The organism is Streptomyces yokosukanensis (assembly GCF_001514035.1).
GTDB lineage: Bacteria > Actinomycetota > Actinomycetes > Streptomycetales > Streptomycetaceae > Streptomyces > Streptomyces yokosukanensis.
The window spans coordinates 299,872-323,910 of record NZ_KQ948211.1; the positions used below are offsets into that span (position 1 = coordinate 299,872).

At 72.6% G+C, this 24,039-nt stretch carries 14 protein-coding genes, 3 tRNA genes and 1 pseudogene; 8 read left to right on the plus strand and 10 right to left on the minus strand.

Annotation, left to right across the window (positions count from 1 at the left end):
- The first annotated feature begins 13 nt into the window (after window positions 1-13).
- Window positions 14-1,459: an acyl-CoA synthetase gene (locus AQI95_RS16910; protein WP_067123716.1), complete on the plus strand. Its 1,446-nt coding sequence runs from the start codon at window positions 14-16 to the stop codon at window positions 1,457-1,459.
- Window positions 1,452-2,870, plus strand: a complete 1,419-nt coding sequence (locus tag AQI95_RS16915; protein WP_208614194.1) for a carboxyl transferase domain-containing protein — start codon at window positions 1,452-1,454, stop codon at window positions 2,868-2,870. Before AQI95_RS16910 ends, AQI95_RS16915 begins: the two co-directional genes overlap by 8 nt.
- On the opposite strand, the gene AQI95_RS16920 is transcribed toward AQI95_RS16915, so the two are convergent.
- Entirely contained in the window at window positions 2,845-6,468 is a 3,624-nt protein-coding gene (locus AQI95_RS16920) for a S8 family serine peptidase (RefSeq protein WP_067123718.1), read from the minus strand. The genes AQI95_RS16915 and AQI95_RS16920 overlap by 26 nt on opposite strands.
- Window positions 6,469-6,859: 391 nt before the next feature.
- Between AQI95_RS16920 and mreB the strand changes: the two genes are divergently transcribed.
- Together mreB and AQI95_RS16930 are read left to right on the plus strand one after the other, a co-directional pair.
- Window positions 6,860-7,897, plus strand: coding sequence for a rod shape-determining protein (mreB, locus tag AQI95_RS16925; protein ID WP_067123720.1), 1,038 nt, complete (start codon window positions 6,860-6,862; stop codon window positions 7,895-7,897).
- 19 nt (window positions 7,898-7,916) lie between these two features.
- Window positions 7,917-9,338 (plus strand): sensor histidine kinase, encoded by a 1,422-nt coding sequence (locus AQI95_RS16930; protein WP_067123722.1) that lies wholly within the window; start codon window positions 7,917-7,919, stop codon window positions 9,336-9,338.
- Between the two features lie 518 nt (window positions 9,339-9,856).
- Here the strand turns inward: AQI95_RS16930 and AQI95_RS16935 are convergent.
- The 5 genes and pseudogenes from AQI95_RS16935 to AQI95_RS16955 all read right to left on the minus strand — a co-directional run bounded on the left by AQI95_RS16935 (window position 9,857) and on the right by AQI95_RS16955 (window position 12,086).
- Complete coding sequence (locus AQI95_RS16935; RefSeq protein ID WP_067124093.1) at window positions 9,857-10,261, minus strand: hypothetical protein; 405 nt, start codon at window positions 10,259-10,261, stop codon at window positions 9,857-9,859.
- Window positions 10,262-10,278: 17 nt separating this feature from the next.
- A pseudogene (locus tag AQI95_RS16940) lies at window positions 10,279-11,440 on the minus strand (molybdopterin-dependent oxidoreductase).
- A 241-nt stretch (window positions 11,441-11,681) separates the two neighbouring features.
- A tRNA-Ile gene (locus AQI95_RS16945) sits at window positions 11,682-11,758 on the minus strand.
- Window positions 11,759-11,934: 176 nt separating this feature from the next.
- Window positions 11,935-12,007, minus strand: a tRNA-Asn gene (locus AQI95_RS16950).
- A gap of 6 nt (window positions 12,008-12,013) precedes the next feature.
- A tRNA-Asn gene (locus AQI95_RS16955) sits at window positions 12,014-12,086 on the minus strand.
- A 155-nt stretch (window positions 12,087-12,241) separates the two neighbouring features.
- Here AQI95_RS16955 and AQI95_RS16960 point away from each other — a divergent pair.
- The 4 genes from AQI95_RS16960 (at window position 12,242) to AQI95_RS16975 (ending at window position 17,898) form a co-directional block, all read left to right on the plus strand.
- Entirely contained in the window at window positions 12,242-12,547 is a 306-nt protein-coding gene (locus AQI95_RS16960) for a hypothetical protein (protein WP_067123724.1), read from the plus strand.
- Window positions 12,548-12,650: 103 nt separating this feature from the next.
- Window positions 12,651-14,102 (plus strand): xylulokinase, encoded by a 1,452-nt coding sequence (locus tag AQI95_RS16965; RefSeq protein WP_067123726.1) that lies wholly within the window; start codon window positions 12,651-12,653, stop codon window positions 14,100-14,102.
- 134 nt (window positions 14,103-14,236) lie between these two features.
- Entirely contained in the window at window positions 14,237-15,970 is a 1,734-nt protein-coding gene (locus tag AQI95_RS16970) for an ABC transporter ATP-binding protein (protein WP_067123728.1), read from the plus strand.
- The gene (locus AQI95_RS16975; RefSeq protein ID WP_067123730.1) at window positions 15,970-17,898 is read left to right on the plus strand and encodes an ABC transporter ATP-binding protein; all 1,929 of its coding nucleotides are present in this window, start codon (window positions 15,970-15,972) and stop codon (window positions 17,896-17,898) included. The genes AQI95_RS16970 and AQI95_RS16975 overlap by 1 nt, the downstream gene beginning before the upstream one ends.
- A gap of 58 nt (window positions 17,899-17,956) precedes the next feature.
- On the opposite strand, the gene AQI95_RS16980 is transcribed toward AQI95_RS16975, so the two are convergent.
- The 4 genes from AQI95_RS16980 to AQI95_RS16995 form a co-directional block, all read right to left on the minus strand.
- On the minus strand, window positions 17,957-19,264 hold the full coding sequence (locus tag AQI95_RS16980; RefSeq protein ID WP_244188759.1) for an RNA polymerase sigma factor: 1,308 nt from the start codon (window positions 19,262-19,264) through the stop codon (window positions 17,957-17,959).
- 135 nt (window positions 19,265-19,399) lie between these two features.
- Window positions 19,400-21,310, minus strand: coding sequence for a DNA primase (gene dnaG, locus AQI95_RS16985; RefSeq protein WP_067123732.1), 1,911 nt, complete (start codon window positions 21,308-21,310; stop codon window positions 19,400-19,402).
- Window positions 21,311-21,348: 38 nt separating this feature from the next.
- The gene (locus AQI95_RS16990; RefSeq protein WP_067123734.1) at window positions 21,349-22,611 is read right to left on the minus strand and encodes an NAD(P)/FAD-dependent oxidoreductase; all 1,263 of its coding nucleotides are present in this window, start codon (window positions 22,609-22,611) and stop codon (window positions 21,349-21,351) included.
- 104 nt (window positions 22,612-22,715) lie between these two features.
- Entirely contained in the window at window positions 22,716-23,993 is a 1,278-nt protein-coding gene (locus tag AQI95_RS16995) for a deoxyguanosinetriphosphate triphosphohydrolase (RefSeq protein ID WP_067123736.1), read from the minus strand.
- Window positions 23,994-24,039 lie beyond the last annotated feature (46 nt).

A 24,039-nucleotide genomic window follows, 5' to 3' on the forward strand; every position in this document is an offset into this window, starting at 1 on the left:
AGGAGTGCGACGCGTGTCCTCCCTCTTTCCCGCCCTGGTGGGTGGTCCGGGCGAGCGGGTCGCCCTGCGGTTCGGTGAGCGGTCTTTGACGTACGGCGATCTCGCGGGTGCCGCCGGCGCGCTCACCGGGCGGCTGCGCGGCGCCGGCCGGGTCGCCGTGTGGGCCACCCCCGAGCTGGAGACCGCCGTCGCCGTGACGGGCGTCCTGCTCGCCGGGGCGGCGGCCGTGCCGCTGAACCCGAAGTCGGGCGAGAAGGAACTCGCGCACATCGTCTCCGACAGCGCGCCCACGCTGGTGCTGGCCGCACCGGGGGCCCGACTCCCGGACGCGCTCGGCGCGTTGGAGCGGCTGGACGTCGACGCGGACGCCCGCGGCGCCGTGCCCGAGGAGTCCGCCTCCGACACGGACCCGGCGCTGATCGTCTACACCTCCGGCACCACCGGCCCGCCCAAGGGCGCCGTCCTGCCCCGCCGGGCCCTCGCCACCACCCTGGACGCGCTCGCCGACGCCTGGCAGTGGACGGCGCAGGACGTGCTGGTGCACGGGCTGCCGCTGTTCCATGTGCACGGGCTCGTGCTGGGCACCCTCGGACCGCTGCGGCGCGGCGGCAGCGTCCGGCACCTCGGCCGGTTCTCCACCGAGGGCGTGGCGCGGGAGTTGAACGCCGGCGCGACCATGCTGTTCGGGGTGCCGACGATGTACCACCGCATCGCCGAGGCCCTCCCGGCGGACCCGGAGCTGGCGGAGGCCCTCGGGCGGGCCCGGCTGCTGGTCTCGGGCTCGGCAGCGCTGCCGGTGCACGACCACGAGCGGATCGCCGCGGCCACCGGACGGCGGGTGATCGAGCGGTACGGCATGACCGAGACGCTGATGAACACCAGCGTGCGGGCCGACGGGGAGGCGCGCGCGGGGACCGTGGGCGTACCGCTGCCCGGCGTCGAGCTGCGGCTCGTGGAGGACGACGGGACGCCGATCACGGCGCAGGACGGGGAGAGTGTCGGCGAGATCCAGGTGCGCGGCGCGAACCTGTTCACCGAGTACCTGAACCGGCCCGACGCCACGGCCGCCGCGTTCACCGCCGACGGCTGGTTCCGCACCGGTGACATGGCGGTGCGGGAGAGCGACGGGTACGTGCGCATCGTCGGGCGCAAGGCCACGGATCTGATCAAGAGCGGCGGCTACAAGATCGGGGCCGGCGAGATCGAGAACGCACTGCTGGAGCATCCGGCGGTGCGGGAGGCGGCGGTCACCGGCGAGCCGGACGCGGACCTGGGTGAGCGGATCGTGGCCTGGATCGTCCCGGCCGACGCGAAGGCGCCGCCCGCAGTCGAGGAGTTGGCGGACCACGTGGCCCGGCGCCTCGCCCCGCACAAGCGCCCCCGGGTCGTCCGCTACCTGGACGCGCTGCCCCGCAACGACATGGGAAAGATCATGAAGCGGGCACTGGCCGATGTCTGAGCGGCGCTCGGCCCGGGAGATCCTGACCCTGGTCGCGGACGCCGGCAGCTTCGCCGAACTCCCCTGCCCGGCACGGCGGTCGGGCCCGGACGGCCCCCTCGGCTGGGCGGGCTACGACGCCGCACGCGCCCGTGCCGCCGAGCGCACCGGCGAGGAGGAGTCCGTCGTCTGCGGCACCGCGGACGTCGGGGGCACCCGGGCCGTGCTGATCGCCTTCGAGTTCGGCTTCCTCGGCGGCTCCCTCGGCGAACGCACCGGGGACCGGCTGGAGGCGGCCTACGCCCACGCCCGTGAACACCGGCTGCCGGTCGTACCGTTGACCGCGACCGGCGGCAGCCGGATGCAGGAGGGCATGCTCGCACTGAGCCAACTGCAGCGCGTGGCCCGGCAGTCGGCGCTCACCCGTGCGGCGGGGCTGGCGCAGATCGCCGTGGTGCGGGACCCGACGACCGGCGGCGGCTGGGCCACGCTCGGCGCGGGCGCCGACGTCGTGCTGGCGCTGCCCGGCGCCCAGGTCGGCTTCGCCGGCTCCCGCGTCCGCCCGGCCGACGCCGACCCCGCCGCCTACACCGCGGAGTCCCAGGTGGCGGTCGGCTCGGCGGACGCGGTGGTGGACCCGGCCGAACTGAAGGAGGTACTGGGGTCGTGGCTGCGGCTCCTGACCGGCGGTCCGGCCGGCCGGAGGGGGACACGGGACGCGGGCGACCGGCCCGTCGCACCGGCCCCCGTCCCGGCCGCGCTCGGCGCCGCCGGACTCCCGGTCACCGGCTGGGACGCCGTCCGGCGCGCCCGGGACGGTGAACGGCCCCGCGCGCAGGCCTACTTGGACGCCTACTTCGCCCGGCGCCGTGACATCGGCGGCGACCGGTGCGGCGGCACGGATCCGGGCGGCATGCGGTGTGGGTTCGGTGAGCGGGACGGTCGTACCGTGGCCTACGCGGCGCAGACCGGGGCGGCGACCCGGCCCGCCGGGTACCGGACCGCGGCCCGGCTGATCCGGCTCGCGGACCGGCTCGGCATCCCCGTGCTGACGCTGGTGGACACCCCGGGCGCCGCGAACGACGCGGAGGCGGAGCGGCAGGGGGCCGGCGCGGCGATCGCGGAGGTGTTCGCGGCGGTGGCCGCGGCCGGGGTCCCGGTCACCACGCTCGTCATAGGGGAGGGCGGCTCCGGCGGGGCCCTCGCCCTGGCCGCGCCCGGCAACACCTGGGCCACCCCGGACAGCTACTTCTCGGTGATCGCCCCGGAACTGGCGGCGGCCATCCTCAAGCGCCCGACGGCAGAGGTCGAGGCGACCGCCGAGCAGCTCCGGATCCGGCCGCAGGACCTGGTGGAGCTGGGGGTGATCCGGGGCGTCGTACAGCCCCCGGACCACCCCCGCGGCGCTATCTCACCCCCACCGCCCGGATGATCTCCTGGGTCACCGAGCCGCCCTTGTCGTCGTGGGCCGAGGCCCGCAGCGAGACGGACGGCGCCCCGCGCGGGACGCTGAGCGTGCCGTGCCACGCGGCGCCCCGGCCAGAGGTCAGCCGTACCGTCCGCCATGTCGCACCGGCGTCGTACGACACCTCCAGCCGGCCCCCGGTCAGGGTTCCGGTGCCGGTGGCACGGGCCACGTAGGCGGCGCCGAGCCCGACCGGGATCCGCTGCCCGCCGCGCACGGTCCCGGCGAGGTCGGTGTCGAGGGCGTAGGAGAGGTTGATCAGCGGCAGACAGGTCCAGTGGTCCTCGGGCGTCGCCGCGGAACGGAAGGTCCACTCGCTGTGCCCCGTCGTGGCGAGCGGCCAGCGGGCCGCGTCCAGGGCGGTGTCGGTGACGACCTTGTAGGCGTGTTCGTCGGCGGGCGCGTCCCAGACGTACGCGGCGGAGCCGGTGTTCTTGTCCACCTGTGTGCCGTCGAGGTAGACGGCGGTGGACTGGCTCATGCCGCTGTCCGCGCTCCACGCGTCGCCGAAGCCGGTGTGGTCGGGCCCCGAGTCGCCCCAGCCGGGGGTGTTCAACTGGATCTGTTTGCCCGCGCGTTGCTGCCCCCAGCCGAGCCCGGTGCCCAGCCATGGGTGCCACACCGGCCGGAACCAGTTCAGCTCCGGACGTGAGCCGCCCGAGTACCGCACCAGACCGCTGCGCTCCTCCAGGGTCCCGTCGCCGATCGTGACGGACTCGTGCCACAGCTGGCCGGGGCCGGTGGAGACGTAGTCGGTGCGCTCGGCGGGCAGGTCGATCCGCTCCTGGAAGCCGAGGCCGATCGCGAAGGTGCCGGTGAGGGAGTAGCGGAACTCGCCGCCGGCGGTGCCCCGTGACGCGTGGAACTTCGTCCGGACGGCGGCGAGTCCGTGGTCTCCGGGCGCGTAGGTCAGGTCGCGGTCGGGGATCGCGCCCGGGTGGCCCTCGGACAGGTCGTAGACGTACGGGGAGTTGCGGGTGCCGGTCATCTCGACCGTCCGCGCCGCTCGGAGCCGGGCCGCGTCCGCCGCGTTCACCGTGGCGATCTGCAGCGGCCGGTCGGCGTTGTCGTCGGTGCCCCACCAGGCCATCAGCCGGCCGGGCGCGTCGTCCGTCACGAACAGCGCCTTGGCGCCCGCGTCCTGCGCGGCCCGGGCGAGCGCGGCCGGGTCGGCGCCGGTGGGCAGGTGCGCGAGCACCGCCTTGCCGGACACCCCGCTGAACGGGCCGTCGCCGGCGTCGACGAGCGGCAGCCGCGTACGGCCCTCGATCAGGGTGCCGCCGGCCTGGACCGTCGCCTCGCCCACGCCCTTGACCTCCAGCAGGGGCTTGGCGAGCCGCCACACCGTCCGGTACTCGAAGGAACCCTGGGTGACCTTCGCGGTCGGTGCGGCGAAGACGCTGTCGTAGGTGAGGGGCACCTGGACCGCGCCGAAGAGGTCGGCGCCGTTCGCCTGCCGGTCGTACTCCATCAGGAGCTGGCGGGTCTCGGTGCGCCGGTCGACGTCGGCCTTGATCTCGCGCAGCCCGCGGCCGTCCAGGGTGACGTCCTGGTCGTGGTCGAGGGTGATCTCGGGGGCCGTGAGGAAGCCGAGGCCGAGGGAGTCGGCGCCGTGGCTGCCGTGCACGTCGAGGAAGGTGGCGAGGGAGTAGGTGCCGGGCTTCAGGCGCAGCCGCAGGGTGCCGGAGTCACCGACACGGGCGGGCTGGGCGTCCTCGCCCGCCGCGAGCCGCTGCACGGTGAGGTCGGCGGGGGCGGGTGCGCCCGCGCGGTCCTTGACGTGGACGGTGAGCGTGTACCGCTCCTCCTCCTTGACCAGCCCGAACGCGGTGTGCGCGACGGCGCTGCCGGTCGGGTCGGCGGCCACGATCTGTCCGCTGGTCTCGCCGACCGGCGCCTTGGCTCCGTCGCCGGTGACCGTGGTGGCGGCGGTGCCGTGGGCCGGGACCGTGAGGGAGGTGTCGGCGAGCGTGGCGACGCCGTCCGGGGCGCCCTGCACGGACAGCTTCAGCTGGACCGGCTGGTCCGCGGAGTTGGTGTAGGTGACCGTCCGGGTCACCGGTCTGTCCGCGTCGTACGGCCAGCTGTAGAAGCCGAGGTCGGCGCTGCCGGTGGCGGTGACCCGGGCCTCGACGGCGTCCGGCACGCTCACCCGCCCCGCGCCCAGCACATAGGCGGAGGCGTCCAGCCGCTTCGAGCTGGACATCAGCGCGTCCTTCAGCCGGGCGCCGGTCCAGTCGGGGTGCTCCTGCGCGAGCAGCGCGGCGACCGCGGCGACGTGCGGGGTCGCCATCGACGTACCGCTCATGGAGGTGTAGTAGCCGCTGCCGTCGACGAGCTGGGAGCGGGCGGCCAGGATGTCGACGCCGGGGGCCGATATGTCGGGCTTGAGGGCGTTGTCGCCGTAGCGGGGTCCGGCGCTGGTGAAGTAGGCCGCCTGGTCGGCGGAGTCGACCGCGCCGACGGTGAGGGCGGCGTCGGCGGCGCCGGGCGAGCCGATGGACGACGGGGCGCCGGTGTTGCCGGCGGCGACGACGAACAGCGCGCCGGTCTGGGCGGAGAGGGTGTTCACGGCCTCGGCCATCGGGTCGGTGCCGTCGCTCGGCTCGGTGGAGCCGAGGCTCATCGAGACGATCCGGGCGTGCACGTCCCGCGCCGCCCACTCCATGCCGGCGATGATCTGCGACTCGCTGCCCGAGCCGGCGTCGCTGAGCACCTTGCCGACGGCGAGCGTGGCGTCGGGCGCGACGCCCTTCTCCTTGCCGCCGGAGGCGGCTCCGCTGCCGCCGACGGTGGAGGTGACATGCGTCCCGTGGCCGTTGCGGTCGGCGACGTCCTCGCCGTCGATGAAGCTCTTGGTGGTGCTCACCCGGTCCGCCAGGTCCGGGTGGCTCAGGTCGACCCCGGTGTCGAGGACGGCGACCGTGACGCCCTTGCCGGTCAGGCCCGCCGCCCAGGCCGCCCCGGTGCCGATCTGGGCGTTGCTCTCGGCCATGTCGGCCTTCACCCGGCCGTCCAGCCACACCTTGTCGACGCCGTCGCGGCGGGTGAACGACCGCCAGAAGGTGCGCCCCTTGCCGGCCTCGACCGCGGCACCGCGCAGGCTGGGCAGGCTGCGGGTCCGCTCGGTCCCGGCCGGGGCGACGGCCCGCGCGCCCTTGCCGAAGGTCACGATGAGCGGCAGCGTGTCGGTCCCGGCGTCCGTCAGCCCCTGCCGGATCAGCCCGCTCACGTCGAACAGGCGCCGGTCCAGCGTCCCGGCCCGCAGATACGGCAGCGCCTCGTCCGGTACGACGCTGATCTCGCCGTCGCTCTCCTGCGTCCGTACGGCACCGGTGGCCCCCGCGGGCCGCCGCACGGTGACCGTCTTCTTCCCGTGCCCGAGGTCGGTGACGGTCACCTTGTCCCCGGTGACGAGGGTGACGGTGGTGGCCGGGCCGGCGGCGGCCGGAGGGTGCGGGGCGGGCGCCTGCTCCCGCGCGAGCGCCGGGCCGGCCGGCAGCAGGGCGCTCACCAGCCCCACCGCCAGCAGTGCCGCCCCGCGTCTGACTGGTCCTCTGGTCATCCACGCCTCTTCTCGTCGGGGTGTCTGTCCGAGTGGCTCGTGTGCTGCGACGAGTGTCAGGTGCGTGGTGATGCAACGGTGTTGACGGGAGGTGGCGGGAACGCGTCCTGGCGGCAATCCGCCAACTCCTGCCGGAACCACAGGGATTGCGACGTGCGTCGTCGGCCGCACCGGCGGCCGACGCGCCGTCGCCGGCGGAGCGGCGAGTGGGGAAAGGGGCCCGCTGTCCATCACCGGATCGCGCGCCGCGGCCGAAAACCCCCGTTCGGCGGCACCCCGCCCGGCCCCCTCCAGCAGGCGCCCGCCCCCAGGGCGCGTCCAGGATGCTGTGAGAGGCCCGCCAGCCGGCCGGGCGCACCGACACCGAAGCACGCGCACCGGGAGGACCGTCGTGAACGTCAGTCTGGAGCAGTTGCGCCGCTGCCACTTCGGCGTCGACCTGGGCGCGGCCCGTACCAGGGTCTATGTGAAGGGCGCCGGGCTGATCGTCGACCAGCCCTCGGTCGCCGCGGTGAACACCCGTTCCGGCGCGCTCATAGCCGTCGGCGAGCTGGCGGAGCGGATGACGGGACGGACACCGGGTTACATCACGGTCGTACGCCCCGTGTCCGGGGGCACGGTGGTCGACATCGAGATGGCCCACCGCATGCTGCGGCATCTGCTCGGCGACAAGACGCGCCGTGCCCTGCGGCGCAATCTGCGGCTGCGGGCGGCGGCCTGCACCCCGCACGGAGCCGATCCGCTGGCCCAGCGGGCGATCACCGAGACGCTGGTCGGGCTGGGCGCGCGCCGGGTCGAGCTGGTGGACACCCTGATCGCCGCCGCCATCGGCTGCGGACTGCCCGTAGAGCGCCCCGAGGCCACCATGATCATGGTGTGCGGGGCGGCGACCACCCAGGTCGCGGTGCTCTCGCTCGGGTCCATCGTCTCGGCCGAGCGGGTCCCGGTGGGCGGCGAGGCCGTGGACCACGCGGTGGTGCAGCACCTGCGGCACCAGCACAAGCTGATGCTGCCCGGACAGTCCGTGCGTCCGCTGCACATAGCCCTGTCCAGCAACGGCCTCACCGCACACGGCCCGACGCAGACCGAGGTCCTCGGCCGCGACGTGGTCACCGGGCTCCCGCGCAGTGTGCGCGTGGACACCGCCGCCGTGCGCGACGCCATACAGACCCCGCTGACCGCCGTCCTCGACTGCATCGGCAAGGTGCTGCGCGACTGCCCGCCCGATCTGGTCGCCGACCTCGCCGACCGCGGGATCGTGATGGTCGGCGGCTCCGCGCTGCTGCCCGGCTTCGACCAGATGCTGCGGCAGGCCACCGGAATGCCGGTGCACATCGCCGACCGGCCCGACATCTGTGCGGCCCAGGGCCTCGGCGCCATGCTGGAGGGCCGGATCGAGCCACTGGTGCTGAACCCGCTGGCCGCCTGAGCCGCGCGCGGCACACCGTATGCCCGGCGATCCCGTCCCGCACCTGCCGCCGCTGCTCGAAGCGGTCCTCGGGGTCGGCTCCGAACTCGAACTGCGCACCACCCTGCAACGCATCGTGGACGGCGCCGCCGAGCTGACCGGCGCCCGGTACGCGGCGCTGAGCACGGCCGACCCCGGCAAGGGCGGCCCGGCCGAGATCCGTACGACGACACCTGCGCCGCAGGACGCCGACGGCCTGGACGTGCCGATCCTGGTCGGCGGAGAGCCGTTCGGTCGGCTGCGTCTGATCGGCAGGAGCGGCGGCGGCCCGTTCACCGGCGAGGAGGAGCAGCTGCTGCGGGTGCTGGCCGCCCAGGCGGGCGCCGCGATCGGCAACGCCCGCCTGTACGAGGCGGCCCGGCAGCGCGAGCGGTGGATCGAGGGCGCGGCGGCCGTCACCACCGCGCTGCTGAGCGGCGAGAGCGCCGCGGACGCGCTGATGACGGTCGCGGAACGGGCCAGGCTGCTCGCCGACGCCTGCGCCGGTGTCATCCTCCAGCCCACCCCCGAGGGCGGGATGGAGATCGTCACCGCGTCGACGCACGACGACCCCGGGGACCTCGTCGGGACGAACATCGAGCCCGGCAGCCCGGTGCTGGAGCAACTGCTGGGCGGCGAGCCGGTGTTCATCGACGACTCGGCGACCGACCCGCGGATGACGACCCGTGTCCGGCACCGGTTCGGGCCCAGCATGATGCTGCCGCTGCAGGCGGACGGGCAGCTCATCGGCACCCTCGCGCTGCCGCGCCGGCGCGGCGCCCGCCCGTACACGGACGTCGAGCACCGCCTGGCCACCCAGTTCGCCTCCCAGGCCGCGCTCGCCCTGGTCCTCGCCGGCGCCCGGCACCGCAGGGAACGGCTCGCGGTGTACGAGGACCGCGACCGCATCGCCCGCGATCTGCACGACCTGGTCGTCCAGCGGCTGTTCGCCACGGGCATGATGCTGCAGGCGGCGCAGCGCCGGGCCCGGGTGGGGGTCGTGCAGGACATGCTCGGCAAGGCGGTCGACGAGCTGGAGTCGACCGTCCAGGAGGTGCGGACGGCGATCTTCGCGCTCCAGCAGCCGCCCGCCGAGGCGCCGACCACGCTGCGGGGCCGGGTGCTGCGCGAGACGGCGGGCGTGGCGGCGGTGCTCGGCTTCCAGCCGTCCACCCGCTTCCTGGGCGCGGTGGACAGCCGGGTCCCGGACCGCGTGGCCGGCCAGCTGCTCACCACGCTCCGGCGGGCCCTCGACACCGCCGCCCGCCGCCGGGGCGTCTCCCGCATCGAGGTGACCGTCGACGCGACGGCGACCCTCACGGACGGCCGGGCGGCCGTACGGCTGACGGTGTACGACGACGGAGACCTCGGACCCGGTGAGGACGCGCAGGGCACGACGGCCACCTGGCGGGCGCCGTTGTGACCGGCGCCGAACCCGGGAGCAACTCCCGTCCCCGGAAGGACCCCTGGCCGCTGCGCGCAGCGGTGCTCAGTACGGCAGGATGCGCCCCGACGGCGTCCTGCGGTCGATCTCGCGTTCGCGCGGGGTGGTGGGGCGTCGGCTGACGCGTACCCGGATGCGACGGTCCATGACGCCCTCCCTCTGCCGGTACGGCCCGGCGGTGGATGCCGGTAGGAGGTGCGTGCCCAACACACGGGCTGTTCAAGCATGTACGGGTCAACCCAATGGTCGCATTCCGCTACCGGCGGGCGTCGTCCGGTCGGCCCGGTCGTGCGAGTTCTCACCGAGCCGTGAACGGGGACGGACGCCCTGTTTCGTGCGGCTCTCCGCCGCCCGCGTCGCACGCCCGCGACGTGCCACCCGAAGGTCCGTCAACTCCGTTCAGATCCACGGAGGTTGACCGCGGCCTCTTCAGGCTGCCGAGGGCGGGGCGGCGAGGCGCCGGTGGTGCCGTCCCCGCCCGAGAAACCCCTGCGGGCTCAGGACGGCGGACGGCGCCGATGCCGACTGAACCCCTTCGCGGCGAGCACGAGTGCGGTGACCGTGGCCACCGCCAGCAGTGTGAGCAGCCAGTTGCGCGGATAGTCCAGCGGCAGAACCGAGGAGTTGGCCCTGGGGCCCGGACGCAGCAGCACCGGCAGCGCCACGGCCGTCAACGCGCCCGCGACCAGCAGCGCCCCGCGTACGGGCCCGCGCACGCCGCCGCGGACCAGGACCAGTCCGGCGAGCAGGACCAACGGCGCGATGAGCGCGTCGTGCAGGACCAGGGCCCCGCCGAGCCAGACCAGGACGTCCATCAGGTCGGGCACGTCCAGCAGCGACGACGCCCCCACGCCCATCAGCGCCAGTCCGGCCGCGCCGGCCAGCACGCGCGTCACGCTCACCTTCACCTGCCGCGGCTTCACGACAGCACCTCCAGTCGGCCGACCCACTTGGTCTGCAGCACACCGGGCCGGTTCGGTGCAATGAGGCGGGCCGGGTAACCGTGGTCGGGCGTGAGTTCCTCTCCGTTGAGGCGCAGCGCGAGCAGCGTGAGCGGGTCGCGGGCTTGCCCGTGGCTCATCTCGGAGACCCGGTAGCCGCCACGGAGCTGCAACGACACGACCCGCAGGCGCGCGTGCGGCGGAGCACCGGCCCGGTCCAGCAGATCCGTCATGCGCACGCCGGTCCAGTGCGCCGACTTGCTCCAGCCCTCCACACAGGCGATCGGCAGCTCCACCTCACGCTGTGTCAGGCCGCGCAGTTCTGCCAGCGTCAGCGTGTAGGGCCGCGGCCCGTCCACCACCAGGCGGTAGGCGTCGTCGGGGATGCGGCCGACGCCGGCCGCGGCAGCGGTGCGGTTGACCGGCAGGCCCTGCGGGCCGTGGTCCGGGTGCCGGGGCGCGAGCAGATCGAGTTTCGAGTTTCCTCAGCGGGGTGAAGGACTGGCCGACCGTGGTCAGCGTGACCGCACCGACCGCCGCGGCCACCGCGGCCAGCAGCGAGCGCCGGTCGGGTGCGTCCTCGGCGGGCAGGGCGAGCGTTCCCGATGACCGCCGGCTCCAATGGGCCTTGATCTCGGGGGCCTTGACGGCGATGTGCAGCACCAGTGACCCGGCCACCAGCCAGGCCACCGCGTAGTGCACGGGCACGAACGAGAACGGCCAGGGGTACCACTGGACGGTGTTCAGCAGCCCGCTGAACAACTCGAACACGGCTCCCGACACCAGCAGTCCGATCGACAGCCGCTCCAGTGCGTGCAGCACCGAGCGCGCCGGCGGCCATTCGAACAGCCGCGGGTACACCGTCCACAACTTGGCCAGCAGCAGAGGAACGGCAGCGATGCCGGAGGCCACGTGCAGGCCCTGGGTGAGCCGGTAGCCCCAGACCGGGCGGCTCGGCAGGTCGTTGGCCGGCCAGCCCGGCGGATGCTGGAGGAAGTGGCTGATCAGTCCGGTGACGAAGCACACGGCGAACGCCAGGCCCAGCCACCGCCCGATCGAGGTCGCCGTCCGGGCGTCGTGCAACCGCCCCCGGAACACCGGCGGCCGGAGCGAAGGAATGCGCGATCTCACGGCTTCCATCCCAACCGCCGCGAGCCGGCGACGGAATGCCCGAAGCCCTTGCAGAAGACGGACGTCACGTCCGGCATCCCTGCGGCGACGAGGGCCACGGGACGTGCCGCCGAAGGTCAGGAATCCGTCAGCAGGTGCGGGCGGTCAGGGGCATCCGTCCGGCGTACGGTGCCGGCATGAAGTGCCAGGGCTTCGACCCGTCGGGACCCCGCGATTCCGCAGGTCAGAAGGTTTCTGCACGTGTAGCGAGTGGTGGGGCGGGTGGGACTCGAACCCACGGCCGACGGATTATGAGTCCGCTGCTCTAACCGGCTGAGCTACCGCCCCATAGCGGCGTGTCGCGTACATGTGTGCGCGCCGTCTGCCGCAGCATAGCCGCTCATACGATCTCCTGCTTCGGATGGTCGGCATCCGCGCTGCTCACGACCTTGAGGACAGCGGCGCAGGCGCGGCGGTTCCCGCGGGCATGAAAAAGGACCCCCTAGGGGTCCTCGTTCACTGCGCTCCCCCGACTGGACTCGAACCAGTAACCTGCCGGTTAACAGCCGGCTGCTCTGCCAATTGAGCTACGGAGGACCGAAGCTCCCCCGACTGGACTCGAACCAGTAACCTGCCGGTTAACAGCCGGCTGCTCTGCCAATTGAGCTACGGAGGATCGCCTCGATTGCATCGAACGTACCTACCTGGGTATTCGCCAGGGGGCGGGCGCTCGCTGCGACACATACATTAGCGCAAGCAGGGGGGTGCTCCGCCAATCGGTATCCCCGGCGCCCACGTCGCACCGCAGACAGGCAAGGAAGGGTGGCAGCCATGCGCTACCGGCTCACGTTCGTCGCCGGACTGGCTCTCGGTTACGTACTCGGCACGAGGGCCGGACGCGAGCGCTACGAGCAGCTGAAGAAGTCCGCCCGGCGGATCGCCCAGAACCCGGCCGTGCGCAATACCGCCGAGAGCGCCGCCCAGCAGGGCCGCCAGTACGCCGGCATGGCCTTCCACACGGTCAGCGGCAAGGTCGGGGACCGCGTCCCCGAGACCGTGGCCCAGCGGGTCCGGTCCCTCCGGGAGCGAAACCCGAACGGCGCTCCCGACGACGACTGGGGCACGAGCAACACGTAGGCGACGCGTCGGGGGACTTTTCGGAGCGCACGTCACGGGGCAGCCCACGGCCAGTCGCCGCCCCCGGCGAAAACAACCGCAGGAATGCTGCAAAATTCTCCGTATGGGGATAGTCGCCGGGCTGGACAGCTCACCGGACTTCACACGCATCGTGGTCTGCGACACGGACACCGGTGCCGTACTACGGCAGGGCTACGCACCGCATCCGGTCGAGACGCCGGACGGCGCACGCCCCAGTGACGTGGATCCGCAGGCCTGGCTGCTCTCCCTCGGCGAGGCCGCGGGCGGCGGCCTGCTGGAGGGCGTGCAGGCCATCGGCGTGTCGGCCCAGCAGAACGCGGTGATCCCGCTGGACGCCCAGGGCAACACCGTGCGCCCCGCACTGGTCGGCGGCGACAAGCGGGCGCAGGTCGCGGCGGCGGATCTCGTCGACGCGCTCGGCGGCCGGGAGGCCTGGGCGCAGGCGGTCGGCTGTGCGCCGCAGGCCGCCCAGCCCGTCACCAAGCTGCGCTGGCTCGCGAAGAACGAGCCCGAGAACGCCCGCCGCACGGCCGTACTGCTGCAGGCGCACGACTGGCTGGTCTGGCAGCTGCTCGGGCGGCCGGCGCGCAGGACCACCGACCGCGGCGGCGCCTCCGGGACCGGGTACTGGTCGGCCGCCACCGGCGCCTACCGGCCCGACCTGGTCGAGCTGGCGCTCGGCCACCAGGCGATGCTGCCGGAGGTGATCGGCCCGTCGGACGCGGCCGGTACGACGCCGGAGGGGCTGCTGATCTCGGCCGGGACCGGGGAGACCATGGCCGCCGCGTTCGGGCTCGGGATCGGGCTCGGCGACGCGGTGGTGAGCCTCGGGGCCTCCGGGTCCGTGATGGCCGTGCACCCGGAGGCGCTCGTCGACCAGTCCGGGATGATCACCTCCCTGGCCGACGCCACCGGTATGCATCTGCCGGTCGTCACCACCCTGAACGCCGTACGCACCCTGCGCGGCACCGCCGAGCTTCTGGGGCTGCCGGACCTGGAGAGCCTGTCCGAGCTGGCGATGAAGTCGACGCCGGGCGCCCACGGACTCGTCCTCCTGCCCTATCTGGAAGGTGAACGGACGCCGAATCTTCCGCACACCGCGGGGACGATCGCCGGGCTGCGACGGGAGTCGATGAAGCCCGAGCATCTGGCGCGGGCCGCGTTCGAGGGCATGCTGTGCGGGCTCGCCGACGCGCTGGACGTGCTGCGCGGGCGGGGCGTGGACGTGCGGCGGATCTTCCTGCTCGGCCCGGCCGCCGAGCTGACGGCCGTGCAGGCCGCCGCGCCCTCGCTGTTCGGCGCGCAGGTCGTCGTGCCCCAGCCCGCGGACTACGCGGCGATCGGCGCGGCCCGGCAGGCGGCCTGGGCCCTGGGCGTGTCGCAGGGCACGCTCGACCCGCGCACCCCGCCGGCCTGGCAGGGGGCCGCGGCGCAGGTGCTGGAGCCGGGCGACGAGCTGGCCGTGGGGCAGGCCGTGCGGCAGCAGTTCGTGGCCGTACGGGAACAGACCCATCCTGGAGCATTTCAGTCATAACGCCCCGAATCCCCAGGGTTGTACGCGCCTCGCCGCCGGGTTAATGGGTTGAGGTAACACGGGTGGAGTGTTCGACGATAGGGGCCAAGGGCACACCCACCAGCCCCCTGTCGTCGACTCCCGAGAGACGTAGCGTGCTCATACGACTTCTGCGGACCCATCTCAGGCCGTACAAGAAACCCATAGCCTTGCTGGTGCTGCTGCAGTTCCTGCAGACCTGCGCCACTCTCTACCTGCCCACCCTCAACGCGCACATCATCGACAACGGTGTCGTGAAGGGTGACACGGGTTACATCCTGTCCTTCGGCGCCCTGATGGTCGGCATCTCGCTGGCGCAGGTCGTCTGCAACATCGGAGCCGTGTACTACGGCGCCCGCACCGCCTCCGCGCTCGGCCGGGACGTGCGCGGTGCCGTGTTCGACCAGGTGCAGTCCTTCTCCGCCCGTGAGGTGGGTCACTTCGGGGCACCCTCGCTCATCACGCGTACGACGAACGACGTACAGCAGGTCCAGATGCTGGTCCTGATGACGTTCACGCTGATGGTGTCGGCGCCCATCATGTGTGTGGGCGGCATCGTGATGGCGCTCGGCCTGGACGTTCCGCTGTCCGGGGTCCTCGTCGCCGTCGTGCCGGTGCTGGCGATCTGCGTCACGCTCATCGTGCGCCGGCTGCGACCGCTGTTCCGGTCGATGCAGGTCCGGCTGGACACGGTGAACCGGGTGCTGCGCGAGCAGATCAGCGGCAACCGGGTGATCCGCGCCTTCGTCCGCGACACCTACGAGCAGGAACGGTTCGGGAAGGCCAACACCGATCTGACCGAGATGCAGCTGGCCACGGGCCGGATGCTCGCGCTGATGTTCCCGATCGTCATGACGGTGGTGAACCTGTCGTCCATCGCGGTGGTGTGGTTCGGCGCGCACCGCATCGACAGCGACCAGATGGCGATCGGCGACCTGACCGCGTTCCTCGCCTATCTGATGCAGATCGTCATGTCCGTGATGATGGCCACCTTCATGTTCATGATGGTGCCGCGCGCGGAGGTGTGTGCCGAGCGCATCCAGGAGGTCCTCGGGACCGATTCGAGCGTCGTCCCGCCGCTCGCGCCCGTCACCGAACTGCGCGCACACGGCCATCTGGAGATCCGGGGCGCCGGCTTCCGCTATCCGGGCGCCGAGGAGCCGGTGCTGAAGTCCGTCGATCTGGTGGCCCGGCCGGGTGAGACGACCGCCGTGATCGGCTCCACGGGCAGCGGCAAGTCGACGCTGCTCGGGCTGGTCCCGCGGCTGTTCGACGCCACCGAGGGCGAGGTGCTCGTCGACGGCACGGACGTCCAGCAGATCGACCCCACGCTGCTGGCGAGGACGGTCGGAATGGTGCCGCAGAAGCCGTATCTGTTCGCCGGCACCGTCGCCACCAACCTGCGCTACGGAAATCCCGACGCCACCGACGAGGAACTGTGGCACGCGCTGGAGGTGGCGCAGGCCAAGGACTTCGTGAGCAAGTTGGAAGGCGGCCTCGACGCGCCGATCGCGCAGGGCGGCACCAATGTCTCCGGCGGCCAGCGCCAGCGCCTGGCCATCGCCCGCACCCTGGTGCAGCGCCCTGAGATCTACCTCTTCGACGACTCCTTCTCCGCCCTCGACTACGCCACCGACGCGGCCCTGCGCAGCGCGCTCGCCCAGGAGACCGCCGAGGCGACCGTCGTCATCGTCGCCCAGCGGGTGGCGACCATCCGGGACGCCGACCGGATCCTCGTGCTGGACGAGGGCCGGGTCGTCGGCTCCGGCCGGCACCGGGAGCTGATGGCGGGCAACGAGACCTACCGGGAGATCGTCCTCTCTCAGCTGACGGAAGCGGAGGCCGCCTGATGGCCGGGCCCATGGGGCGCATGATGTCCGCAGGAGGTCCCGACCAGCGCTCGCTGGACTTCAAGGGGTCGAGCAGACGGCTCATCTCCCAGTTCAAGCCGGAACGGCTGACGATCTACGGCGTGCTGCTGTGCGTGCTCGTCAGCGTGACCCTGAGCGTCATCGGCCCGAAGATCCTCGGCAAGGCCACCGACCTGGTCTTCGCCGGCATCATCGGCCGCCGGATGCCGGCCGGGGCCACCAAGGAGCAGGTCCTGGACCGGATGCGGGCCCATGGCCAGGGCTCCGTCGCGGACATGCTCAAGAGCACCGACTTCACGCCCGGCAAGGGCATCGACTTCGGTGCCGTGGGCGACGTCCTGCTGCTCGCGACCGGTACGTTCCTGATCGCCGGCCTGCTGACGGCGGTGGCGACCAGGCTGGTCAACCGGGCCGTGAACAACACGGTGTTCCGCATGCGCGAGTCCGTGCAGACGAAGCTGTCGCGGCTGCCGCTGTCGTACTTCGACAAGCGCCAGCGCGGTGAGGTGCTCTCCCGCGCGACCAACGACATCGACAACATCGGGCAGACGCTCCAGCAGTCGATGGGCCAGCTGATCAACGCGCTGCTGACCATCATCGGCGTGCTCGTCATGATGTTCTACGTCTCGTGGATCCTGGCCCTGGTCGCCCTGGTCACCGTGCCGCTGTCGTTCGTCGTGGCCACCCGGGTCGGCAAGCGGTCGCAGCCGCACTTCGTGCAGCAGTGGCGCTCCACCGGCAAGCTGAACGCCCACGTCGAGGAGATGTACACCGGGCACACCCTGGTGAAGGTGTTCGGCCGGCACGAGGAGTCGGCCAAGGCGTTCGCCGAGCAGAACGAGGCGCTCTACCAGGCCGGGTTCAAGGCCCAGTTCAACAGCGGTGTCATGCAGCCGCTGATGATGTTCGTCTCGAACCTCAACTACGTCCTGGTCGCGGTCGTCGGCGGGCTGCGCGTCGCCTCCGGTTCCCTGTCCATCGGTGACGTGCAGGCCTTCATCCAGTACTCGCGGCAGTTCTCGATGCCGCTGACGCAGGTCGCGTCGATGGCGAACCTGGTGCAGTCCGGTGTCGCCTCGGCCGAGCGGATCTTCGAACTCCTCGACGCGGAGGAGCAGGAGGCCGACCCGGTGCCGGGCGAGCGGCCGGCCGAGCTGCGCGGGCGCGTGGAGCTGGAGCACGTCTCCTTCCGGTACGACCCCGAGAAGCCGCTGATCGAGGACCTCTCGCTCACGGTGGAACCCGGTCACACGGTGGCGATCGTCGGCCCGACCGGCGCGGGCAAGACGACCCTGGTCAACCTGCTGATGCGGTTCTACGACGTGTCGGGGGGCCGGATCGCCCTGGACGGCGTGGACATCCGCAGGATGTCCCGGGACGAACTCCGCTCCGGGATCGGCATGGTGCTGCAGGACACCTGGCTGTTCGGCGGCACCATCGCCGAGAACATCGCCTACGGAGCCGCGCGCGAGGTCACACGGGGCGAGGTCGAGGAGGCGGCGCGGGCGGCGCACGCCGACCGGTTCGTCCGTACGCTTCCCGACGGGTACGACACCGTGATCGACGACGAGGGCACGGGCGTCAGCGCGGGTGAGAAGCAGCTCATCACCATCGCGCGGGCGTTCCTGTCCGACCCGACGATCCTGGTGCTGGACGAGGCGACGAGTTCGGTCGACACCCGGACCGAGGTGCTGATCCAGAAGGCGATGGCGAAGCTGGCCGCGGGGCGGACGTCGTTCGTGATCGCGCACCGGCTGTCGACGATCCGGGACGCGGACACGATCCTCGTGATGGAGAACGGGTCGATCGTGGAACAGGGCGCGCACGCGGAGCTGCTGACCGCGGACGGCGCGTACGCCCGCCTGTACAAGGCCCAGTTCGCGCAGGCTGTGGCCGAGGTGGACTAGGCGCGCAGGGGCGGGACTTGCGCAGGGGGGCCGTCGGTGGGCGGCCCCCCTGCTGCGTTCAGTCCAGGTAGCCCCTGAGCTGGTCCGCGAACGCGTGGTCCCGGAGCTTGTTGAGGGTCTTGGACTCGATCTGGCGTATCCGTTCCCGGGTCACGCCGAACAGGCGGCCTATCTCCTCCAGCGTGCGGGGGCGGCCGTCGATGAGGCCGTAGCGGAGCTGGACGACCTTGCGTTCACGTTCGCCCAGCGTGGACAGGACGGCCTCCAGGTGCTCCCTGAGCAGGAGGAACGCGGCGGACTCGACGGGGCTCGCGGCGTCGCCGTCCTCGATCAGGTCGCCGAGGGCCACATCGTCCTCCTCGCCGACCGGGGCGTGCAGCGAGACCGGCTCCTGGGCCAGGCGCAGCACCTCGGAGACCCGCTCGGGCAGCAGGTCGAGGTGGGCGGCGACCTCTTCGGGGGTCGGCTCGTAGCCCCGTTCCTGGAGCATGCGGCGCTGGACGCGGACGACCCGGTTGATCAGCTCGACCACATGGACCGGGACGCGGATGGTGCGGGCCTGGTCGGCCAGGGCCCGGGACATCGCCTGGCGGATCCACCAGGTGGCGTACGTCGAGAACTTGTAGCCACGGGCGTAGTCGAACTTCTCCACGGCCCGGATCAGACCTAGGTTGCCCTCCTGGACGAGGTCGAGCATGGTCAGTCCGCGGCCGACGTACCGCTTCGCCACGGAGACGACGAGCCGCAGGTTGGCCTCGATGAGCCGTCGCTTGGCCATCCGCCCCATGACCACGAGCCGGTCCAGGTCCAGGGCCAACTCGCTGGCCAGGTCGGGGGCGTTGCCCAGCTTCTCCTCGGCGAACAGGCCGGCCTCGACCCGGCGGGCGAGATCGACCTCCTCGGCGGCCGTGAGCAGCGGGATACGGCCGATCTCGCGCAGGTACTGGCGGAAGAGGTCGGCGGAGGGGCCGCTGGTATCGGCCCGGGCCGTGACCGGTGTCTCGACGGGCTCGGCGGCCACCGGTGGTTCGTCGGCCTCCTCGGGCTCGTCCGTGAGGGCCTCCGCCGGCGGTTCCGTCGGCTCGGCGGGCACCGACTCCGGATGCCGGGCGGCGGGGCCCTGCGGGGGCACGGCCACGAGGACGTCCGTCTCCGGGTCCGGCTCGTCCGCGGTGGGTCCGGTGGAGCTGGTGGAACCGGTGGAGCTGGTCGCGCTGTCGGACTGGGTGAGGGTCTGGGTCTGCACGGGGGCGACCTCCAGGATGATCACTGCTGAAGGTGTGCGGCAGCGGTTTCGGAAGTGGAGAGTCGACGGCCTGCGCTCCGAGGACTCGGGCACCGACCCCCAGTGTGGAGTAAGACGCATCCCCGCCACGAGGGGCTTGCGGTGACTTTTTGCATCCGGTCCGTGACCGAAAGCCCGTGACCGAGGAGCCGGTGGCTCAGGGGGTGCGGGGCGCCGTGCCGCGGTCGCCGGGGCGCGGCCGGGCGGGCGGAACCCTCACAGGGCCTCCGCGCCCCGCTCGCGCAAGCCCTGGTCGTACTGCTGGAGGACCCACATCTCGTTCTGCACGGCGGCCAGTTGGGCCGGGTCGCCGCCGGTGGACAGACGGGTCAACTGGGACTGGATGTCATGGATGCGGCGCTCGACGGCGCGGCGGCGGATCTGGACCAGGACCGTGCCGGCATAGGTCTCGTCCACCGTGCGGCGCAGGATCGGCTCGACGGCCAGTTCGGTGACCATCGCGCGGACGGTGTCGTCGGGCGCGGCCTCGCGGACCCGGACCAGATACTCCTGCGCGTCCTGGACGCCGTACTCGGCGCCGCCCACCTCGGCGACCGCCTGGCGCACGGCGGCGTACGGAGGCGCGGTGAACTCGTCGACGCCGTAGGCGTCGAAGGCCGGGGAGACCAGCTCGGGGCGCTGCAGGGCGAGTTTGAGCAGTTCGCGTTCGGCGGCGTAGACGGGGTTGCGCAGGGTGAGGGCCGGGCCGGAGGAGGCGGGGCGGGGTGCGCTCGCCGCCCACTGCTGGTCGCCGCGCGAGCGCTCCTGCTGCGGGCCGCCCTTGCCGCCGCGCTCGCGGGCCCAGCGGGCCAGCTGGCCCACGCGGCGGACCACGAACTGGGTATCGAGGATGCCGAGCATGCCGGCCAGGTCGACGGCGACCTCGTGCTGGGCACCGCTGTTCTTGATGCGGGCGACGACGGGCGCCGCCTCGTCCAGGGCCGCCGCCCGGCCTGCCGGGGTGTCCAGGTCGTAGCGGCTCAGGATCTGGCGGAGCGCGAACTCGAAGAGCGGGGTGCGGGGTTCGGCCAGGTCGGCGACCGCCTCGTCGCCCTTCGCGAGGCGCAGTTCGCAGGGATCCATGCCGTCGGGCGCGATGGCGATGTACGTCTCGGCGGCGAACTTCTGGTCGTCCTCGAAGGCGCGCAGGGCGGCCTTCTGCCCGGCCGCGTCGCCGTCGAAGGTGAAGATCACGCGAGCCGAGCCGTTGTCCATCAGCAGCCGGCGCAGGATCTTGATGTGGTCGCCGCCGAAGGCCGTACCGCAGGTGGCGATGGCGGTCGTCACCCCGGCGAGGTGGCAGGCCATCACGTCCGTGTAGCCCTCCACGACGACCGCCCGGCTGGCCTTGGCGATGTCCTTCTTCGCCAGGTCGATGCCGTACAGCACCTGGCTCTTGCGGTAGATCGCCGTATCGGGGGTGTTCAGGTACTTCGGGCCGTTGTCCGCCTCGTAGAGCTTGCGGGCGCCGAAGCCGACGACCTCGCCGCCGATGTCCCGGATGGGCCACATCAGGCGGCCCCGGAAGCGGTCGATGGGCCCCCGGCGGCCCTCCTGGGAGAGCCCGGAGAGGATCAGTTCCTTGTCGCTGAAGCCCTTGCCGCGCAGATGGCGGGTGAGGTGGTCCCAGCCCTGGGGGCTGTAGCCGACGCCGAAGTGGACGGCGGCGGCCTGGTCGAAGCCGCGCTCGGCGAGGAAGACCCGGCCGGTCTCGGCCTCGGGACTGGTGGCGAGCTGCTCCGCGTACCACTGCGCGGCGATCTTGTGCGCCTCGACCAGGCGGATGCGCTCGCCGCGCTGGTGGGCGGGGTTGTACCCGCCCTCCTCGTAGCGCAGCGTGATGCCGGCCTGGGCGGCGAGCCGCTCGACCGCCTCGGAGAAGGAGAGGTGGTCCACCTTCATCACGAAAGTGATGGTGTCGCCGCCCTCCTGGCAGCCGAAGCAGTGGAAGAGCCCCTTGCCGGGGCTGACCTGGAAGGACGGCGACTTCTCGTCGTGGAAGGGGCACAGGCCCTTGAGGTTGCCGCCGCCCGCGTTCCGCAGCTGGAGGTACTCGGAGACCACGGCGTCGATCGGGACCGCGTCCCGTACCGCCTTCACGTCCTCGTCGTTGATCCGTCCTGCCACGAGGTGATTCTACGGGGGCGGACCGACAGGCCCGGTGCTCAGGAGGTCAGGCTCTCCAGAGGGACGCTCGGGTCGGCCAGGGCGTCCGGGTCCACCTGGCCCCGGGACCGGATCAGCCTCTGGATCGGCTCTGTGACATCCCACACGTTCACGTTCATCCCGGCCAGCACGCGTCCCTCCGCCAGCCAGAACGCGATGAACTCCCGCCGGCCGGCGTCGCCCCGGAGCACCACCTGGTCGTACGACCCCGGCGGCGCCCAGCCGCTGTACTCCATCCCCAGGTCGTACTGGTCGGTGAAGAAGTACGGCACACGGTCGTAGACGATCTCCTGGCCGAGCATCGCGCGGGCGGCGGCCGGACCGCCGTTGAGGGCGTTGGCCCAGTGCTCGACGCGGGCCCGGGTGCCGAACAGGGGCAGCGAGACGGCCGCCACGTCTCCGGCCGCGTAGATGTCCGGGTCGGACGTGCGCAGCCGCTCGTCGACGACGATGCCGCCGCCGTGCGCCCGCTCGACCAGTTCGAGCCCCGCCGCCTCCGCGAGAGCGGTCCGCGGTGCCGCGCCGATCGCCGCGAGCACGGCGTGCGCCGGGTGCTCCTCGCCGTCGTCGGTGCGGGCCGCGAGGACCATGCCGTCGTGGCCGGTGATCTCCGAGAGCCGCGCCCCGAAATGGAAGCGGACGCCGTGCTCGGCGTGCAGGTCGGCGAAGAGCTGTCCCAGCTCGGGGCCGAGCACATGGTGCAGCGGGGTCGGCTCCGGGTCGACCACCGTGACCTCCGCGCCGTATCCGCGGGCCGCCGCCGCGACCTCCAGGCCGATCCAGCCGGCGCCCGCGATCACCAGATGCCCGTTGTCCCGGCCGAGCGTGGTCAGCACCTGCCTGAGCCGCTCGGCGTGGGCGAGCCGGCGCAGATGGTGCACGCCCGCCAGACCGGTGCCCGGGATGTCCAGGCGGCGGGGTTCGGCGCCGGTGACGAGCAGCAGCTTGTCGTAGCGGATCAGGGTGCCGTCGCCGAGGCGGACGGTCTTCGCGGCCCGGTCGATCGCGGTGACGGTCTGCCCGAGGTGCAGCTCGATCTCGGCCCGTGCGTACCAGGCCGGCTCGTGCACGAAGACGCTGTCGCGGTCCTCCTTGCCGAGCAGGAAGCCCTTGGACAGCGGCGGGCGCTCGTAGGGGTGGTCGCGCTCGTCGCTGATCAGTATCACCCGGCCGGTGAAGCCCTCCGCCCGCAGCGTCTCGGCCGCCTTCGCACCGGCGAGACCGCCCCCGACGATGACGAATGTCTGATCCGCGTCGACCACTTGATGCCTCCTCGTAAGGGTGCCGCCATGTGCGAGCGTGCCGCACACGGCGTGCTGCGGGAAGAGGGGGTGCCCCGATCAGGCCACCGCCGGTCACGTTCCGCTCACATATGCCCCGTGAGTCTCGCGTGCAGCGAGAGCGCCGAGGCGTCGGTGAGGGAGGCGATCTGGTCGACGATCACCCGTTTGCGCGCGTGGTCGTCGCCTGCCCCGTAGAACAGTGCCCGAAACTGCGGATCGAGACCGTCCGGCGCGCGGGCGGTCAGCTCCCGCGCCAGCTCCGCCACGATCACCCGCTGGTCCGCGCGCAGCCGTTCCTGCTCGGCCCGCTGCATCACATACCGGTCCGCGACCGCCTTCAGCACCGCGCACTCCATCCGGGCCTCGCGGGGTACGACGAGTTCGGCGCCGTAGCGGGTGAGCCGGCCGTCGCCGTACGCGGCGCGTGTGGCGTTCTCGGCGGCCAGGCAGAACCGGCCGATGAGCTGGCTGGTGGCGTCCTTCAGACGGGCCTGGGCGACCGCCGTGCCGTCGTAGCCGTGCGGCCACCACTCGGCGTCCTGGAGGCGGTCGAGGGCGGCGGCCAGCTCGGCCGGGTCGGTGCCGGCGGGGACGTACCGGCCGACGGCGACCCGGAACACCTCCTGCCGCTCGGGCTCGGCGTGCAGGCAGTTGGGGTCGATGTGGCCGGCGTGCAGACCGTCCTCGACGTCGTGCACCGAGTACGCCACGTCGTCCGCCCAGTCCATCACCTGGGCCTCGAAGCAGGTGCGGGTGCCGGGGGCGTGCGCCCTGACCCAGTCGAACACGGGGCGGTCGTCCGCGTAGACGCCGAACTTGTGCGACGCCGGGTCGGTGGGGTGGGCGCCGCGCGGCCAGGGGTACTTGGTCGCGGCGTCGAGGGCGGCGCGGGTGAGGTTGAGGCCGACGGACCCGTCCGGGGTGAACCGCTTGGGCTCGATGCGGGTGAGGAGTCTGAGGGACTGGGCGTTGCCCTCGAAGCCCCCGCAGTCGTCGGCGAAGGCATTCAGCGCCTGTTCGCCGTTGTGGCCGAAGGGCGGGTGGCCGAGGTCGTGGGCCAGGCAGGCGGCCTCCACCAGGTCGGGGTCGCAGCCGAGGGCCGCGCCCAGCTCACGGCCGACCTGGGCGCATTCGAGCGAGTGGGTGAGCCTGGTTCTGGGGCTGGCGTCCCAGGCGCGGGCGCCGCGCTCGCCCGGGGTGACGACCTGGGTCTTGCCGGCGAGGCGTCGCAGGGCCGCGGAGTGGAGGATGCGGGCGCGGTCGCGTTGGAAGGCGGTTCGTCCTGGGCGTTTGTCCGGTTCGGGGGCGTAGCGGTCGGCTGACGCCGGGTCGTAGCCGGTGGGGGGTGCGGTGCCTTCCATCCCTCGACACTATGCCTGCCCGGCTGCCGAGTTCCGCCACACGGCG

Excerpts from the sequence above, each read along its gene's own strand:
- AQI95_RS16915 (WP_208614194.1), top strand. The coding sequence starts at position 1,452 with ATGTCTGAGCGGCGCTCGGCCCGGGAGATCCTGACCCTGGTCGCGGAC.
- AQI95_RS16920 (WP_067123718.1), bottom strand. The coding sequence starts at position 6,468 with ATGACCAGAGGACCAGTCAGACGCGGGGCGGCACTGCTGGCGGTGGGG.
- AQI95_RS16930 (WP_067123722.1), top strand. The coding sequence starts at position 7,917 with ATGCCCGGCGATCCCGTCCCGCACCTGCCGCCGCTGCTCGAAGCGGTC.
- AQI95_RS16960 (WP_067123724.1), top strand. The coding sequence starts at position 12,242 with ATGCGCTACCGGCTCACGTTCGTCGCCGGACTGGCTCTCGGTTACGTA.
- AQI95_RS16965 (WP_067123726.1), top strand. The coding sequence starts at position 12,651 with ATGGGGATAGTCGCCGGGCTGGACAGCTCACCGGACTTCACACGCATC.
- AQI95_RS16975 (WP_067123730.1), top strand. The coding sequence starts at position 15,970 with ATGGCCGGGCCCATGGGGCGCATGATGTCCGCAGGAGGTCCCGACCAG.
- AQI95_RS16980 (WP_244188759.1), bottom strand. The coding sequence starts at position 19,264 with ATGCGTCTTACTCCACACTGGGGGTCGGTGCCCGAGTCCTCGGAGCGC.
- AQI95_RS16995 (WP_067123736.1), bottom strand. The coding sequence starts at position 23,993 with ATGGAAGGCACCGCACCCCCCACCGGCTACGACCCGGCGTCAGCCGAC.